The sequence below is a fragment of the Thauera sp. 63 genome (assembly GCF_000310165.2).
Lineage (GTDB): Bacteria > Pseudomonadota > Gammaproteobacteria > Burkholderiales > Rhodocyclaceae > Thauera > Thauera humireducens.
The window spans coordinates 96,451-112,769 of the sequence record NZ_AMXC01000007.1 but is presented as its reverse complement, the minus strand read 5'-3'; the positions used below and the strand labels follow the sequence as shown (position 1 = coordinate 112,769).

The 16,319-nt window shown below is 69.5% G+C and carries 16 protein-coding genes; 9 read left to right on the top strand and 7 right to left on the bottom strand.

The features are described from left to right. The first annotated feature begins 51 nt into the window (after positions 1-51). On the top strand, positions 52-1,272 hold the full coding sequence (hemW, locus tag C664_RS08535) for a radical SAM family heme chaperone HemW (RefSeq protein ID WP_004257597.1): 1,221 nt from the start codon (positions 52-54) through the stop codon (positions 1,270-1,272). A 62-nt stretch (positions 1,273-1,334) separates the two neighbouring features. Here the strand turns inward: hemW and C664_RS08530 are convergent, their stop codons facing one another. The 5 genes from C664_RS08530 to thiS form a co-directional block, all read right to left on the bottom strand. Continuing rightward, a complete protein-coding gene (locus C664_RS08530; protein ID WP_004257594.1) occupies positions 1,335-1,961 on the bottom strand; it encodes a YbhB/YbcL family Raf kinase inhibitor-like protein in 627 nt (208 codons plus the stop codon). Between the two features lie 49 nt (positions 1,962-2,010). Then, on the bottom strand, positions 2,011-3,849 hold the full coding sequence (gene sppA / locus C664_RS08525) for a signal peptide peptidase SppA (protein ID WP_004257592.1): 1,839 nt from the start codon (positions 3,847-3,849) through the stop codon (positions 2,011-2,013). 13 nt (positions 3,850-3,862) lie between these two features. Then, entirely contained in the window at positions 3,863-4,621 is a 759-nt protein-coding gene (gene trmB, locus C664_RS08520; protein WP_004257588.1) for a tRNA (guanosine(46)-N7)-methyltransferase TrmB, read from the bottom strand. After that, on the bottom strand, positions 4,618-5,403 hold the full coding sequence (locus tag C664_RS08515) for a thiazole synthase (RefSeq protein ID WP_004257583.1): 786 nt from the start codon (positions 5,401-5,403) through the stop codon (positions 4,618-4,620). Before C664_RS08515 ends, trmB begins: the two co-directional genes overlap by 4 nt. Positions 5,404-5,504: 101 nt before the next feature. Then, positions 5,505-5,708, bottom strand: coding sequence for a sulfur carrier protein ThiS (gene thiS, locus C664_RS08510; protein ID WP_004257580.1), 204 nt, complete (start codon positions 5,706-5,708; stop codon positions 5,505-5,507). A 198-nt stretch (positions 5,709-5,906) separates the two neighbouring features. Between thiS and metX the strand changes: the two genes are divergently transcribed. Both metX and metW read left to right on the top strand, forming a co-directional pair. Then, positions 5,907-7,034 (top strand): homoserine O-succinyltransferase MetX, encoded by a 1,128-nt coding sequence (gene metX / locus C664_RS08505; RefSeq protein WP_004257576.1) that lies wholly within the window; start codon positions 5,907-5,909, stop codon positions 7,032-7,034. An 82-nt stretch (positions 7,035-7,116) separates the two neighbouring features. Beyond that, positions 7,117-7,704 (top strand): methionine biosynthesis protein MetW, encoded by a 588-nt coding sequence (gene metW, locus C664_RS08500; RefSeq protein WP_004257573.1) that lies wholly within the window; start codon positions 7,117-7,119, stop codon positions 7,702-7,704. Positions 7,705-7,759: 55 nt separating this feature from the next. Here metW and C664_RS08495 read toward each other — a convergent pair whose 3' ends face one another. After that, positions 7,760-8,077 (bottom strand): hypothetical protein, encoded by a 318-nt coding sequence (locus tag C664_RS08495; RefSeq protein WP_004257569.1) that lies wholly within the window; start codon positions 8,075-8,077, stop codon positions 7,760-7,762. Between the two features lie 168 nt (positions 8,078-8,245). Between C664_RS08495 and C664_RS08490 the strand changes: the two genes are divergently transcribed. From C664_RS08490 to C664_RS08465, 6 genes are all read left to right on the top strand, one after another. Further along, positions 8,246-9,775: an AmpG family muropeptide MFS transporter gene (locus C664_RS08490; protein ID WP_004257567.1), complete on the top strand. Its 1,530-nt coding sequence runs from the start codon at positions 8,246-8,248 to the stop codon at positions 9,773-9,775. Then, positions 9,775-10,503: an AzlC family ABC transporter permease gene (locus tag C664_RS08485; RefSeq protein WP_004257563.1), complete on the top strand. Its 729-nt coding sequence runs from the start codon at positions 9,775-9,777 to the stop codon at positions 10,501-10,503. Before C664_RS08490 ends, C664_RS08485 begins: the two co-directional genes overlap by 1 nt. Next, a complete protein-coding gene (locus C664_RS08480; protein WP_004257559.1) occupies positions 10,500-10,823 on the top strand; it encodes an AzlD domain-containing protein in 324 nt (107 codons plus the stop codon). The genes C664_RS08485 and C664_RS08480 overlap by 4 nt, the downstream gene beginning before the upstream one ends. 21 nt (positions 10,824-10,844) lie before the next feature. Beyond that, positions 10,845-11,597 carry a uracil-DNA glycosylase family protein gene (locus C664_RS08475; RefSeq protein WP_004257555.1) on the top strand — a complete coding sequence of 251 codons (753 nt, stop codon included), beginning with the start codon at positions 10,845-10,847 and terminating at the stop codon, positions 11,595-11,597. Positions 11,598-11,695: 98 nt separating this feature from the next. After that, positions 11,696-12,343, top strand: a complete 648-nt coding sequence (can, locus tag C664_RS08470) for a carbonate dehydratase (RefSeq protein WP_004257552.1) — start codon at positions 11,696-11,698, stop codon at positions 12,341-12,343. A 20-nt stretch (positions 12,344-12,363) separates the two neighbouring features. Beyond that, a complete protein-coding gene (locus C664_RS08465) occupies positions 12,364-13,287 on the top strand; it encodes an ROK family protein (RefSeq protein ID WP_004257548.1) in 924 nt (307 codons plus the stop codon). On the opposite strand, the gene C664_RS08460 is transcribed toward C664_RS08465, so the two are convergent. Then, entirely contained in the window at positions 13,284-16,301 is a 3,018-nt protein-coding gene (locus C664_RS08460) for an HD domain-containing phosphohydrolase (RefSeq protein WP_004257545.1), read from the bottom strand. The two genes, C664_RS08465 and C664_RS08460, sit on opposite strands and share 4 nt — an antisense overlap. Between the last annotated feature and the right edge of the window lie 18 nt (positions 16,302-16,319).

Genomic DNA, 16,319 nt, shown 5'->3' with positions numbered 1-16,319 from the left:
GCAGAACACCCGCTGCGGCCCGGCGCCTCCTGCCCCCTGAAGACACTCGCCGTGACACGCCGCATCATCCCGCTGACCCCTGCCACATCGCCGGCGCGCACGCTGCCCCTGCCCGAACGCCCGCAGCTCGAGGCGCCGCCGCCCCTGTCCCTGTACGTGCATTTCCCCTGGTGCGTGCGCAAGTGCCCCTACTGCGACTTCAACTCGCACGCGCCGCGCGAAGGCGGCATCCCGGAACGGGCCTGGCTCGATGCCGTACTTGCCGACCTGCAGCACGCCCTGCCGCAGGTGTGGGGCCGCCGGGTGCACAGCGTCTTCATCGGTGGCGGCACGCCGAGCCTGATGTCGGCGCAGACGCTGGACGCGCTGCTCACCGGCATCCGCATGCTGCTGCCGCTCGACCCGCTGGCCGAGATCACGCTCGAGGCCAACCCGGGCACGGTCGAAGCCGAGCGCTTCCGCGACTACCGCGCTGCCGGCGTCAATCGCCTCTCGCTCGGCATCCAGAGCTTCGACGACGCGATGCTGGCGAGGATCGGCCGCATCCACGGCGGCGACGAGGCACGGCGGGCGATCGAGGCCGCCACCACGCATTTCGAACGGGTGAATCTCGACCTGATGTACGCCCTGCCGGAGCAGCGCCTGGAAATGGCGCTCGGCGACCTGGAGACCGCGCTCGGCTTCGGCACCGAGCACCTGTCCTGCTACCACCTGACGCTCGAGCCGAACACGCCCTTCGCCCACGATCCCCCGTCCCTGCCCGACGACGACGTCGCCGCCGACATGCAGGAGGCGATCGAGTCGCGCCTCGCCGCAGCCGGCTTCGAGCACTACGAGACCTCGGCCTTCGCCCGCCCGCACGGCCAGAGCCGGCACAACCTCAACTACTGGACCTTCGGCGACTACCTCGGGATCGGCCCCGGGGCGCACGGCAAGCTGTCCAGCCATGAAGGCATCCGCCGCGAGATGCGGCACAAGCACCCGGCGCGCTACCTCGAAGGCGCGGCGCGCGGCGATTTCATCCAGGAAGCGCGCGAGGTGTCGGTGGCCGAACTGCCCTTCGAGTTCATGATGAACGCGCTGCGCTTGACCGAGGGCGTGCCGGCCAAGCTGTTCGCTGCGCGCACCGGCCTGCCGCTCGAGGCCATCGGCGAACGCATCGAGGCAGCGCGCGAACGCGGGCTGCTGGAGATGCGCGACGGACAGATCCGGCCGAGCCCGCAGGGGCGACGCTTCCTCAACGATCTGCTGCAGGTCTTTCTGGACGACTGACTGCGCCCGCCCGCGGTAACCGTGCGCACCGGGCCCAGCCGGGCCGGCGCGCACGCGCCGATTCAGCGCAGGGCCGGGTTCAGTGCGTAAGTGCCGGTGAGCTTCGCCTCGGCCAGCACGTGCCCGGCAATCGCCGCACGCACCTCGGGGCCGGTGAAGCGCCCTTCCACCGCGCAGCGCGGCACATCGAGCGCGTACAGCGTGAACACGTAGCGATGCACGATCTCGTCGTTCCACGGCGGGCAAGGGCCGTCGTAGCCGTGGTAGTCGCCCTTCATCGCGTCGTCGCCGGCGAACCACGCCGTGTAGTCATTGACGCCGTGACGCGCGCCCAGCGCGGTCTCGGGGCCGGGCTTGCCGCCGGGCGTGACTTCACCTGAGAAGTGGCCGGCATCGATGGCGCGCAGGTCGGCCGGCAGATCCACCACCACCCAGTGGAAGAAATCCACCCGCGGCAGGCTGGCCGGCACCGTGCGGCCTTCCTGGTTCACGTCATCGCCCCGGCTCGGCACGTCCGGGTCGTGGCAGATCAGCGCAAAGGACTGCGTGCCCGCCGGCACGTCGGACCACGACAGCTGCGGGTTGCGGTTGGCACCGAGGCAGGCGTGCCCCTCGTCGGCGGGGATGCAGAAGGCGAACTCGCCGGGAATCGGCGCACCGTCGTTGAAGCTCTGGCTGGTGAGTTTCATGCTGTCTCCTTCGTCACGGTCGGGTGGATCGCGTGCGCGGCGCCTGGCCTCACGGCGCCTCGCACAGGCAATGCATGTACAGGTGCTGCGGATCGTTCCAGCGCAGCAGTTCGGCGGCCGGTGCCTGCACCTCTGCAAGCAGGCGGGCGAGCGGCGAGGGCCTGGCGGCGAAACCGGCATCGATGCCCAATTCCTCGGCGAAACCCGTCAGCTCGCGTAGCAGACGCTGCTGCAGCGACTCGTCCGCCGTCGGCCACACGACCTCGTAGTCGCTGAGGCCCGCACGCCGGGCGGCCCCAGCGACCGCGGCCTCGAGACCGCCAAGCTGGTCGACCAGGCCGAGCTCGTGCGCGGCCTTGCCGGTCCACACCCGGCCGCGGGCGACGGCATCGACCTCGGCCGCGCTCATGTCGCGCGCCTTGCCGACGACGTCGAGGAAGCGGCGATAGCCGTGCTCGATGCCGAGCTGCATCGCATCGGCCGCCGCCGGACTGAGCGGACGACGCGGGTCAAGCGCACCGGCCAGCGGCGCGGTCGCCACGCCGTCGACGCCGATGCCCAGGCGGCGCAACGGCTCCGAGAACTCGGGGAACATCGCGAAGATGCCGATCGAGCCCGTCAGCGTCGAGGGCGCGGCCCAGATCTCGTCGGCGCCCGCCGCGATCCAGTAACCGCCCGAGGCCGCCACCGAACTCATCGACGCGATCACCGGCTTGCCCGCCTGGCGGGTCAGTTCGAGTTCGCGACGGACCACTTCCGACGCCCAGGCGCTGCCGCCCGGGCTGTCGATGCGCACCACCACCGCCTTGACCTGCTCGTCCTCGCGCGCCGCGCGGATCAGCTCGGCAAAGGTGTCGCCGCCCACCACGCCGGCCGGCTCGCGCCCGTCGACGATCGCACCCTGCGCCACCAGCACGGCCACCTTCTCCGCCGGTGCGTGGCGTGCGCCGCGGACCACCGCCAGGTACTCGCCGATCTCGACCATGCGCGCGTCGCCGCTGCCAGCGTGGGCGCCCACACGCTCGACCAGCCGCGCCCGCCACTCGTCGCGGGTGCTGAAGCGGTCAACCAGACCGGCGCTGCGTGCCGCCAGCGCGGCGTCGCCGCCCGCCGCGGCAAGCGCGTCGCGATAGTTCTGCACGTGGGCTTCGACCGCTTCCGGCGCAAGCTTGCGCGCGACCGCGATGTCGTCGCGCAGCATCGTCCACAGTCCGTCGAGCAGGTCGCGCGAGGCCTCGCGGTCCTCCTCCGACATGTCGTTGCGGGTGAAGGGCTCGGAGAAGGACTTGTATTCGCCGACGCGAAACACATGCACCTTCACGCCCAGCGCGTCGAGCGCCTCCTTGAAGTAGGCGCCGTAGCGCGACAGGCCGTGCAGCAGCACGAAGCCGTCCGGCGACAGATGCAGTTCGTCCGCCACCGTGGCGAGGTAGTACTGCCCCTGGGTGAAGCGCTCGCCGCGCGCGAGCACCGGCTTGCCGGAGGCCTTGAAGTCGACAATCGCCTGACGCAGTTCGGCGAGCTTGGAGAGGCCGCCAGCCATCAACTCGTCGGTCTCGATGACAAGGGCCTTGATGCGCGCATCGTCCTTCGCCACCCGGATCGCCTCGAGCAGGTCGCCGAGCGAAGCCTGCCCCGCCGGCGCGCCGCCGGCCGCCAGCAGATCGAGCGGCCGCTCGAACACCGGCTGTTCGACAAGGCTGCCGGTCGGGCGCAGCAGCAGCGCCGCTCCCTCGGGAATGTCCGGCGCAGGGCGGAAGAAGAAGGCCACGAGCATGCCGACGCTGAAGATCAGCATGGCGTAGAACAGACCGCGCACGACGAAGTCCAGCGTACGCACGAACAGGCGCAGCGTGGCGAAAAGGAAGCGGAACAGACCCCGGATCAAGCGCCCTCTCCCCTCAGTCCGCGCGACGGCGGAACACCAGGTCCCACACGCCGTGGCCCAGCTTCAGGCCGCGGTTCTCGAACTTGGTCAGCGGCCGGTAGTCGGGGCGCGGCGCGAAACCGTCCGCGGTGTTCTGCAGCAGCGGTTCGGCGGAGATGACCTCGAGCATCCAGTGCGCGTAGTCCTCCCAGTCGGTGGCGCAGTGCAGGTAGCCGCCGGGGGCGAGTTTCTGCGCGATCAGCGCGACGAAATCGGACTGGATGATGCGACGCTTGAAGTGGCGCTTCTTGCGCCAGGGGTCGGGGAAGAAGACATGCACGCCGGCCAGCGCACCGTCGGCGATCATGTCGCGCATCACCTCGACGGCGTCGTGCTGCATGATCCGCAGGTTGCCGAGATCGCCCTCGGCGATGAGCTTGCACAGCGCGCCGACACCCGGCGTGTGGACCTCGATGCCGAGGAAGTCGTGGTCGGGCATCGCGGCGGCGATCCTCGCCGTCGTCTCGCCCATGCCGAAGCCGATCTCGAGGATCTTCGGCGCCTTGCGGCCGAAGGCTGCGTCGAGGTCGAGCGGCGCCACACGGTAGTCGATGCCGACCTTCGGCAGCATGTCGTCCAGGTAACGCTGCTGCGCCTCGGACATGCGGCCCTGGCGCAGCACGAAGCTGCGGATGCTGCGGCTGGAGAAGCGGTGTTCCGGGCTGTCGCGGCCGATGATCTCGACCCCGGCGACGGGTTCCTGCACGCGCTGCGTGTCGTTGGCGTGGCTCATGAACCGATCAGCCCCTGGGTCGGCGAACTCGGATCGGCCGAATAGAACTTGCGCGGCATGCGCCCGGCGAGGAAGGCCTCCCGGCCAGCCTCGACGGCCTTGCGCATCGCGCTCGCCATCAGCACCGGCTTGCCGGCGGCGGCGATCGCGGTGTTCATCAGCACGCCGTCGCAACCCAGCTCCATCGCGATCGCGGCATCCGACGCGGTGCCCACGCCGGCGTCGACCAGCACCGGCACCTTGGCGTTGTCGATGATAAGGCGCAGGTTCCACGGGTTCAGGATGCCCATGCCGGAACCGATCAGCGAGGCCAGCGGCATGATCGCGCAGCAGCCGATGTCCTCGAGCATCTTCGCCTGGATGGGATCGTCGGCGCAGTAGACCATCACGTCGAAGCCGTCCCTGACCAGGGTCTCGGCCGCCTTGAGCGTCTCGGGCATGTTGGGGAACAGGTTCTTGGGGTCGCCCAGCACTTCCAGCTTGACCAGCGCATGCCCGTCCAGCAGCTCGCGCGCCAGGCGCAGCGTGCGCACCGCGTCGTCGGCGGTGTAGCAGCCGGCGGTGTTGGGCAGGATGGTGAATTTTTCCGGCGGCAGCACGTCGAGCAGGTTGGGCTCGTCCGGGTTCTGGCCGATGTTGGTGCGGCGGATGGCGACGGTGACGATCTCGGCGCCGCTGGTGTCGATGGCTTCGCGCGTCTCGGCGAAATCCTTGTACTTGCCGGTGCCGACGAGCAGTCGCGAGTTGTAGGACTTACCGGCAATGACCAGGGGGTCGTTCATGGTGTGAGCCTGTGCTGTTCTTGAGTGACTGTGGTGAAGACCGGCTGCGCGCGGAAAGTTCGCCGCTGCGTTGCCGGGTCGCGCATTCTCGGCGCCGGAGCTCAGCCGCCGCCGACGGCGACGACGATCTCGAGCCGGTCGCCGTCGGTCAGCGCGACCTCGGCGTGACGCGCCTTCGGCACGATCTCGCCGTTACGCTCGACCGCCAGACGCTTGCCGACAAGGCCGCGGGCCTCGAGCAGTCCGAAAACGGTGATACCGGGCGCCAGCGATTCGGGCTGGCCGTTGACGATGACCTGGATCATGGCGATACGGATGGACGTTGCGGGCGAAAATCTTATCACGGCGCCGACGTTTGACTTTTCCCGCCACGAGCGCTAAGTTCGCCCGACCTAGCGCCGATTTGATCAACAGCTTGCGGGCGCTCAACAAATACGGCTAAAGCGAGGGCACCCAGTCCGCGTCTTCAGCCGACTGGGTTTTTTGTTTTGCAGATGACGAAAATGATCCAACCCCAATCGGTCGGTGTGGTCACCCCGCAACGCGCCGAGTTCACCGAGCCGCTGGCCCTGCGCGGCGGCGGCACGCTGGACCACTACCACCTCGTCTACGAGACCTACGGCACGCTCAACGCCGATCGCAGCAATGCGGTGCTGGTGTGTCACGCGCTGTCGGGCTCGCACCACGTTGCCGGCACCTATGCCGACGCGCCGCACAACGTCGGCTGGTGGGACAACCTGGTCGGTCCGGGCAAGCCGCTGGATACGCGCAAGTTCTTCGTCATCGGCGTCAACAACCTCGGCGGCTGCTACGGCTCGTCCGGTCCCAACCAGATGAACCCGGCCACCGGCAGGCTATGGGGCGCAGACTTTCCCTTCGTCACCGTCGAGGACTGGGTCGAATCGCAGGCCCGTCTCGCGGACCAGCTCGGCATCCGGCGCTTCGCCGCAGTGGTCGGCGGCAGCCTGGGCGGCATGCAGGCACTGTCATGGGCGCTGCAGTTTCCCGAGCGCGTCGGCCACGTCGCGGTGATCGCCGCGGCGCCCAAGCTCACCGCACAGAACATCGCCTTCAACGAAGTGGCGCGACAGGCCATCCTGACCGACCCCGAATTCCACGGCGGACACTTCTACGAGCACGGCGTGGTCCCGGCGCGCGGGCTCAAGCTGGCGCGCATGGTGGGCCACATCACCTACCTGTCCGACGACGCGATGGCGGAGAAATTCGGCCGCAGCCTGCGCCACGGCCGCAACACCTACAGCTATGACGTCGAGTTCGAGATCGAGTCCTACCTGCGCTACCAGGGCGACAAGTTCGCCGGCTACTTCGACGCCAACACCTACCTGCTGACGACCAAGGCACTGGACTACTTCGACCCTGCCTTCGAATACGGCGGCAACCTGCCCGCCGCACTCGCCCGCGCCAGCGCCGACTTCCTGGTGGTGTCCTTCACCACCGACTGGCGCTTCTCGCCCGAGCGTTCGCGCGAGATCGTCTATGCGCTGCTACACAACAAGCGCAGGGTCAGCTACGCCGAGATCGACTGTCCGGCCGGCCACGACTCCTTCCTGCTCGACGAAACGCGCTACCACGCGCTGCTGTCGGCCTGGTTCGACCGCATCGAGGCATGAATGACACAACCCCCACGCTCACTGCGTTCGCCGCCCCCCAAGGGGGCGTCAGTACGCTTGAGACGGCTCGGCGCATACTGATATGACCTCCTACCGCTACGACTATGAAGTGATCACCCAGTGGATCGAGCCCGGCGAGAAGGTGCTCGACCTCGGCTGCGGCGATGGCGACCTGCTCAAGCACCTGATGCAGGTACGCCAGGTGCACGGCTACGGCGTCGAGAACGACCCCGACAAGCTGCTGGCAAGCGTGAAGAACGGCGTCAACGTGATCCAGATGGACCTGGAGAAGGGCCTGGTGGGGCTGGAGGACGGCTTCTTCGACCACGTCATCATGAGCCTGTCGCTGCAGGCCATGCACAACACCCAGGGCATCCTGCACGAGATGCTGCGCGTGGGCCGCGAGGCCGTGGTGAGCTTCCCGAACTTCGGTTACTGGCGCCACCGCCAGAGCATCCTCAACGGCCGCATGCCGGTGTCGGAGAGCCTGCCGCACCAGTGGTTCAACACCCCCAACGTGCGCTTCTTCACCATCGCCGACTTCGACGCGCTGTGCGAGATGAACGGCATCGCGGTGCGAGAGCGCCTGGCTTTCGACGAGGGCAAGCTGGTGCTCGAGGAGCCGAACTTCCTCGCCAGCGTGGCGGTGTACCGCCTGGGACGCGGCTGAACGCAGACCGGGGCGCGCTGCCGATGCAGGGCGCCCCGGCCAGGTAACGCGGAGATCAGCCGACGACGAAGGCCGACACGTCCACGCGCACGGCGGGACGATCGAGCGCGGCGGCCGTCACCACCGCGAACTTCTTCGCCCAGTCGGACGCCTGCTCGAAGCGGCTTTCGCCACCGTACTTGGCGACGTTGAGGATCATGTCCAGCACCAGCACCTTACCCATCGGGTTGGAGGGCGTGCACTCGAGTTCCTCGAATTCCTTCGCCAGCCAGCTGCGCGCCTGGTCCTTGGTCGTTCCCGCCACTTCGGATTCGTGCAACGCAAACTCGTACTCGCGGTTGCTACCGAACACCACGGTCACTGTGTAGGACATGAAGGACTCCCTCCTCGAAGCTGGAAACGCGGAATGCGCGCATTGTTGAGGCAGATGGCGCCGGACGCAAGCAACGTATCGAATTGTGTAAACCGGCGCCCTCCCCCCGATCTGCGATAATGCGCCGCTCCGCAGCGCCTCCCGCCTCGTCCCTTGCACCCCACCCCCTTGCCTGCCTCCCTGTCTCCCGCCCTTGCGCGCGCCTGGCGCCTGTCCGCCATTCTGGTGCTCGGCTTCGCCTCCGGCCTGCCGCTGGCGCTGACCGGCCAGGCGATGCAGGCGTGGCTGACGGTGGACGGCGTGGATCTGGCGACCATCGGCTTCTTCGGCCTCGTCGGCGTGCCCTACACCTTCAAGTTCCTCTGGGCGCCGCTGATGGACCGCTTCGAGCCGCCCTGGCTCGGTCGTCGCCGCGGCTGGCTGGCGCTGACCCAGCTGGCGCTGGCGGTGCTGCTATGGTGGATGGCGAGCCTGTCGCCCACCGCGACGCCGGGCCTGTTCGCCGCCGCCGCGGTGCTGGTGGCCTTCCTGTCGGCCTCGCAGGACGTGGTGGTCGACGCCTACCGCACCGACCTGCTGCCCGAAGCCGAGCGCGGCCTGGGCGCCTCGGTGCACGTCTTCGCCTACCGCCTGGCGATGATCCTGTCCGGCGGCATCGCGCTGATCTGGGCCGGGCAATGGGCATCGTGGCCGCGGGTTTACGAAACGATGGCGCTGATCATGCTCGCCTGCGGCGTGGCCTCGCTGCTGGCGCTGCCGCGCGTGTCGGCCGCGTTGAAGCCGCTCGATTCCGACCCGAAGCGCGAGCTGGTCGGGTTTGCCGCGATGCTCGCCGGCGTGGCCGCCGGCTACTGGATCGCGCGCCAGGCGCTGATCCTGATCGGGCTGAACCCCGACGACACGAATCGCTGGATCCAGCTGCTGTTCGTCCTCGCCGAGATCGCGCTCGCCCTGCCGCTGGCGTGGTGGGCGGCGCGGCGCGCCGGCTTCGAGACGCTCAACCGCTCGCTGTCGAGCTACTTCGCGCAGCAGGGCGCGGCCGCCTTCCTCGCGCTGATCATCCTCTACAAGCTCGGTGACGCCTTCGCCGGCAGCCTGACCACGCCCTTCCTGATCAAGGGCATGGGTTTTTCGCAGGAAGAGGTCGGCATCGCCAACAAGGTCATCGGCATCTGGCTCACCATCCTCGGCGCCTTCATCGGCGGGCTGATCATGACGCGGCTGGCGCTGTACCGCTCGCTGCTGCTGTTCGGCGTGCTGCAGCTGGTGTCGAACTTCGGCTTCTACCTGCTCGCCCAGCTCGGCAAGGGTGCCTGGGGCGCGGTGATGATGCCGGCCTTCGACTGGGGCTTCGTGTCGCTGGATGCGCCGGCGGCGCTCGACCTGCTGCTGCTCACCGTGATCGCCGGCGAGAACATCAGCGGCGGCATGGGCACGGTGGCCTTCGTTGCACTGCTGATGGGGCTGTGCAACCAGCACTTCACCGCCACCCACTACGCCATGCTCTCGGCCTTCGCCGCGGTGGGGCGGATCTACGTCAGCCCGCTGTCGGGCGTGCTGTCGCAGAGCATCGGCTGGCCGGCGTTCTTCATCTTCTCGATCATCGTCGCGATACCCGGCGTGGTCATGGTGTGGTGGCTGCGCGAGGCGCTCGGCCGCCTGGGCCGGCCACAGACCGACGGCGCGGTGGACGACTGATGGCCGGGGTCGGCACGAGCGCGGGCGGCGAGTTCCTCGCCGGCTGCCGCGACGAGGCACCGCTGCTGCTCGGCGTGGCCCCCTTCGGCATGATCTACGGCATCGCCGCGCTATCCGCCGGCGTGCCGGCCTGGCTGGCGCAACTGGCCTCTGCCGTGGTCTTCGCCGGGGCCGCACAGCTGGTCATCGTGCAGATGCTGGCCGCGGGCGCAGGCGCCCTGCCGATCGCACTCACCTCCGGCCTGCTCAATCTGCGCCACGTGCTGTACAGCGCGTCGATGGCCGAATACGTGCGCCACCTGCCGCGACGCTGGCGCCTGCTGCTGGCCTACCTGCTGACCGACGAAGCCTACGCGGTTGCCGTGCTGCGTTATCAGCGGCGCGACCACCGCGCCCCCCCTGCCCCCGCGCCGGACCTGCGCCACTGGTACTTCTTCGGCGCGGGCTTCACGCTATGGGCGGGCTGGCAGCTGTCCACCGCGGCCGGCCTGCTGTTCGGCGCGACGATCCCGGCCGAATGGGAGCTCGATTTCGCCGTGCCGCTGACCTTCATCGCGCTCCTGACCCTGCTGCTGCGCGAGCGTGCGGGCCAGGCTGCGGCGCTGGTCGCCGGCCTCGGCGCCCTGGCCTTCGCCGCCCTGCCCTACAAGCTCGGGCTGGTCGCGGCGATCCTGCTCGGACTGCTGGCCGGCGTATGGACGGTGCGCCGCCTGGAGCGCGCACGATGAGCGCCACCACCCTGGTCCTGCTGCTGGTGTTCGTCGGCGTGCTGACCTTCCTCTACCGCTACGCGATGATCGGCGTCTTCGCCAGCCGCAGCCTGCCCGGCTGGCTGCATGCGCTGTGCCGCCACATCGCCCCCGCCAGCTTCGCCGCGCTGACCGCCAGTGCCTTGTTCGTCAGCGCTGGAGAAGTGCAGTTTGCCTTCGACACCCCTCGCCCATGGGCGGCGCTGGTCGCCGTGACCGTCGCCTGGCGCACGCGCAACGTGCTGGCAACCATTGGCACCGGCATGGTGGCGCTGTACCTGCTGAAGCGCCTGTTCTGACCCCCTCACCCCGCACGCCCGATGACCGACACCCACCCGACCGCCACCACCCTGATCGACGCCGCCCGCACGCTTTCCGATGCGGTCGATGCGATGCGTTTCGCGCCGCCGGTCACGCACGTGTACAACCCGCTCGACTACGCCTGGGACGTGCATCGTCGCTATCTCGAGCGCTTCGGCGCAGGGCGCAAGCGCGTGGTCTTCGTCGGCATGAATCCCGGCCCCTTCGGCATGGCGCAGATCGGCGTGCCCTTCGGCGAGATCGCCAGTGCGCGCGACTGGCTCGGGCTGGAAGGACCGGTCGGCCAACCGCGCGAAACCAACCCCAAGCGCCCCGTCGAAGGCTTTGCCTGCGCCCGCTCCGAGGTCAGCGGCCAGCGCCTGTGGGGCTTGTTCCGCGCGCGATTCGGCACGCCAGCGGCCTTCTTCGCCGATCACTTCGTCGCCAACTACTGCCCGCTCGCCTTCTTCGAGGGCGGCCGCAACCTCACGCCGGACAAGCTGCCGGCGATCGAGCAGCGCCCGTTGCTTGAAGCCTGCGACGCCCACCTGCGCACCCTGATCGCCACCCTGCAACCCGACTGGGTGGTCGGCATCGGCAACTGGGCCGAAAAGCGCGCGATGGAGGCCCTGGGCGACACCGCCCAAGTGAGGTTCGGTCGCATCCTGCATCCCAGTCCGGCCAGCCCGGCCGCCAACCGCGGTTGGGCAGAGGCGGCGACACGGCAGCTGGTCGGGCTGGGCATCTGGCCCGAGGTGTCGCCCGGCGCCTGAAAGCGCGCCATCGCGGCGTCAACCTCCCGCACGCTTACGCCCGTCGCACGAATTATTCATAATTTCGCCTTTACGCGATTCCAGACAGAGAAACGGCCATGGCCCAGACCATCGAACACCTCTTCGCCAACAACAAGGCCTGGTCCGAACGCATGCATGCCGAGGACCCCGAGTTCTTCGCCCGCCTGGTCAAGCAGCAGTCGCCCGAGTACCTGTGGATCGGCTGCTCGGACAGCCGCGTGCCGGCCAACCAGATCATCGGCCTGGCGCCGGGCGAAGTCTTCGTCCATCGCAACATCGCCAACGTCGTCGTGCATACCGACCTCAACGCGCTGTCGGTGATCCACTACGCGGTCGAGATGCTGCGCGTGAAACACATCCTGGTCGTGGGCCATTACGGCTGCGGCGGGGTCAAGGCCGCCCTCAACGACAACCGCACCGGCCTCACCGACAACTGGCTGCGCCACGTGCAGGACGTGCGCGACCGCCACGAGGAGCGCCTGGTGCAGATCGACGACCCCAATGCCCGCCTGGACCGGATGTGCGAACTCAACGCCATCCATCAGGTGGTCAATGTGTGCCAGACCTCGGTGTTGCGCGAAGCCTGGCAGCGCGGCCAGGGCGTCACGGTGCACGCCTGGTGCTACAGCCTCGACGACGGGCTGGTCCGCAACCTCGGGGTCAGCGCCCGCAGCCGCGAGGAGGCGATGGAGCTCTATCGCGGCGCGGTCGAGCGCATCGCCTGACGGTTCATCGCGGTCGCGACATGCGCATCGGCGTCGACCTGGGTGGCACCAAGATCGAGCTGGTCGCGCTCGACGAGGACGGTGGCGAGCGCTTCCGCCGCCGCGTGCCGACGCCGCAAGGTGACTACCAGGCCACGCTGCGGGCGATCGTGGGCCTGGTTCAGGACGCCGAGCGCGCCATCGGCCGCAGGGCCAGCGTCGGCATCGGCACGCCCGGCTCGCTGTCGCCGGTCACCGGCCTGATCCGCAACGCCAACTCCACCTGCCTCAACGGCCAGCCGCTGCAGCAGGACCTGGAGGCGCTGCTGCAGCGACCGCTGCGCCTGGCGAACGACGCCAACTGCCTCGCGATGTCCGAAGCCATGGATGGCGCCGGCACGGGCGCGGAGGTGGTGTTCGCCGTGATCCTCGGCACCGGCGTCGGTGGCGGCCTCGTCGTGCGCGGCGGGCTGGTCAGCGGTGCCAACGCCATCGCCGGCGAATGGGGGCACAACCCGCTGCCGCTGCCCGGTCAGGACGACCTGCCCCTGCCCGCCTGCTATTGCGGCCGTGCCGGCTGCATCGAGACCTACCTGTCCGGGCCGGGCATGGCGGCCGAGCACCAGCGGCGCTACGGCGATCGGCTCGACGCGGCGGCAATCGTCGCGGGCGCGGCGCGGGGCGACATCGCCTGCGAAGCTACGCTGCAACGTTATGAACAGCGCCTCGCGCGCGCGCTGGCCGGCGTCATCAACCTGCTCGACCCGGACGTGATCGTGCTCGGTGGCGGGCTGTCGCGCATCGAGCGCCTGTACGCCAATGTGCCGCGGCTGTGGAAGGACGCCGTGTTCTCGGACCACGTCGCCACCCGCCTGCTGCCGGCGCGCCACGGCGACGCGTCCGGCGTGCGCGGCGCGGCCTGGCTGTGGCCGGCCTGCAGCGACAGCCCGGCGCCGGCCCGCTAGGCCGGCTGACCGGTTTCCTGCCCGTCCAGCAAGGCGTCGACCTCGACTGCATCGATCTGCCCGGGTTCAACGAAGCGCTGCGCATACGCGAGGTAGGCCCCGGAACGCAGGAACAGGGCGAACAGGGCCGGATCGATGTGCCCCTCGCGGGCCATGCGCGCCATGATCGACAAGGCCTCGGACAAGGTCTTGCCGCGCTTGTAGGGGCGGTCGCGCGCGGTGAGCGCCTCGTAGATGTCGGCGATCGCCATCATCCGCGCCAGCGGGCTCATCTGCTCGGCCCGCAAACCCTTGGGGTAGCCGCTGCCATCCATCTTCTCGTGGTGCGAGACGGCCACTTCCGGCACGCCCGCGAGGTGGCGAGGAAACGGCAGGCTGCGGAGCATGATCTCGGTCTGGATGATGTGGGCATTGATCAGGTAGCGCTCCTCCTCGGTCAGCGTGCCATAGCGCACCCCGAGGTTGTGCAGTTCGCCCAGGTTCTGCCGCCAGCGCGGCGGCTGCATGCGGAAACCCCATCGGTTGTCTGCCGCGAAGCACTCGTCCGTGCGGCGCGGAACGAGGTGCTCCGGACGATCGGCGAGCAGCGGCTCGGGGTGCGGCAGGAGCGCAGCCGGCGCCGCCTGCCTGCGCGCGGCCTCCTCGTGCGAGAGCCCGAGACGGTCGTCCAGCGTACGCGTCCAGGTGCGGCTGGCAATGCGGTGCAGGCGTTCCACGTCGGCGTCGGCCATCGACTCGCTCCCCTGGTTGCAGCGCGCGACGAAGGCGAAGTCGTCGTCGAGTGCGACCAGTTCCTCGTCGCGCAGGCGCTTGCGCGCATCGGCGTCCGCGCCGTCCAGGATGTCCTGCAGGCAGCGCAGTTCGGCCTCGCGCTTGAGCACCTCGAACCGCATCCGGACCTCGTGGATGCGGTCGTACAGGGTCTGCAGCTTGGTCGCCTTGTCGACAACGTACTCGGGCGTGGTGATCTTGCCGCAGTCGTGCATCCAGGCTGCGATGCGCAGGATCTCCCAGCCATTGTCGTCGAGCTTGAAGTCCGCATACGGGCCCTGCTCCGCCTCGCACGCGGCCTGGGCCAGCAGGCGGGCGAGCTCGGGGACGCGCGCGCAATGACCGCCGGTGTGCTCGCTCTTGGCGTCGATCGCACCCGCGATCATGCGGATCAGGGCCTCGAACAAGGCCTTCTGTGCCGCTATGAGGGCCCTCGCTTCGAGCGTGACCGCCGCGAGGCCAGACAGCGCGCTGATGAAGGCGAGCCGGTCATCGTCAGCCGGTGCGTCCAGCAGCAACAGCAGGGCGCCGACGAGTTCGCCCTGGCGGTTGATCAGCGGCACCGCGATCGCCTGCGACACGCCCAGCGCGTTCGCCTGCGCCTGCAGGCCGAGGGCGACGAGATCGGCATCGGTCAGCGCCGCGGAGCGCACGGCGCGCGCGGCGAGCGCCTCGCCCAGCAGCGGCCCGAGTGCGTCGAGCGCACGGGCGGCCTGGGCAATCTGCCCGGGCGGACGGGCATGCATCCACTCCCCCGCCTCCGCGTCCGTTGCAGCCCAGGACGCAGTGTCGGGCAAGGGATGACCCTCGCCGTCCAGCGTCGCGACCGGCGCCAGGTGTCCGTCGGTCGCGAGGTAGAGCACCCCGCCCTGCGCCCGCGTCGCCGACAAGGTCTCCCCGAGCAGACGCGGCAGCAGGCTGTCGAAATCGGGTTCGCCGGCGACCGCGGTGTTGAGTTCCAGGAAGCGGCGGATCGTCTGTCGCATCCCGCCCATGGTCTCGCCCAGCACCTCCACCTCGCGGATGCGCGAGCGCGGCGCGCCGACCGGCGCAAAGTTGAAGCGGCGGATCGCCTCCGCCTCGGCTGCGAGCGCCCGCATGGGACGGGCGATCTGGCGCGCGAGCAGCCAGGTGAGCGGCACGGCGATGCAGAGCACGAGGACGGTGATGACGAGCGCGACGTTGCGCTGGTGCAGCGCCCCCGCCATCAACTCCTGCTCCGGGATGGCCATGACCACGAAGCTGGCATCGACGTGTTCCATCTGCAGGGCCGTGGCGCTGAGCAACCACACCTCGCCATCGACCACGCGCTTGCGCGCGAGCGTGCCACCGGGCGCGGCCCGAGCTTCGGCAATGAGGCCGCCCTGGCCGCGGAATGCGGGATGCGCCAGATCCTGCAAGTGCTGCAGGCGCTGCACGCCGCGCGCGTCGGGCGCGTCGGGCGCTGCGACCGGCAGGCTGGCATCGTCCAGGGCCACGATCCGTCCGTCCCCGTCAGCCAGCACGAGGCGCGCACCGGGCGTCACCTTCTGCCGCGCGAGGACTGCGCCCAGGGTGTGCAGGCGGATGTCGGCGCCGATCACCGCGCTACCGTTGCCGGCACGCCGCGCCAGGGTGATGCCCACCTGCTGGTCGGAGAAGAAGGGATAGGGCGGGGTCACCAGCAGCTCACCGTCCTGCGGGGCGTCGCGGTACCAGTCGCGCCGGCGCGGATCGAACGCGTCCGGATACTGCGTTCGCTCGCGCTGCGCCACCACGCCGAGGGCGGCATCGAGGAACAGGTAGCGCCCGCGCAGCGCGCCGCCCGCGTCGCGGTCTATGCTCTGCACCAGGTAGGCCGTCTGCGGCGGCGCCTCGAACCGCGCCCGCTCCGCCTCGCCGGCCAGCCTGCGCACGAAGAAGAACTGGCCGTCGCCATAGCCGACGTAGAGCGAGGACAGCGCTGCCGAACCCGCCAGCGCCGCACGCGCCGCGGGCAGCCGCCGCAGGCGCTCCTCGAGCGTGGCAGCGTCCGCGAGGGCGTCCTCGCTCAACAGCCTGAGCGCCATGTCGGCGGGCTGTACCAGCTGATACAGGCTGCCCCGCACCTCGCGGTTGATGCGCAGCGACTGGTCCTCGGCCACCGCCGACAGCATGTTGCCGGCAAGCTGCTGGCCGATGAAGGCCAGCAGCCCGCCAACCAGCAGGACAAGACCCAGCGCCAGCGCAAGGACATGCGTATGAAGCGGAAACGTTCGCGCCATGCCAGCGGCTCCCTTCGC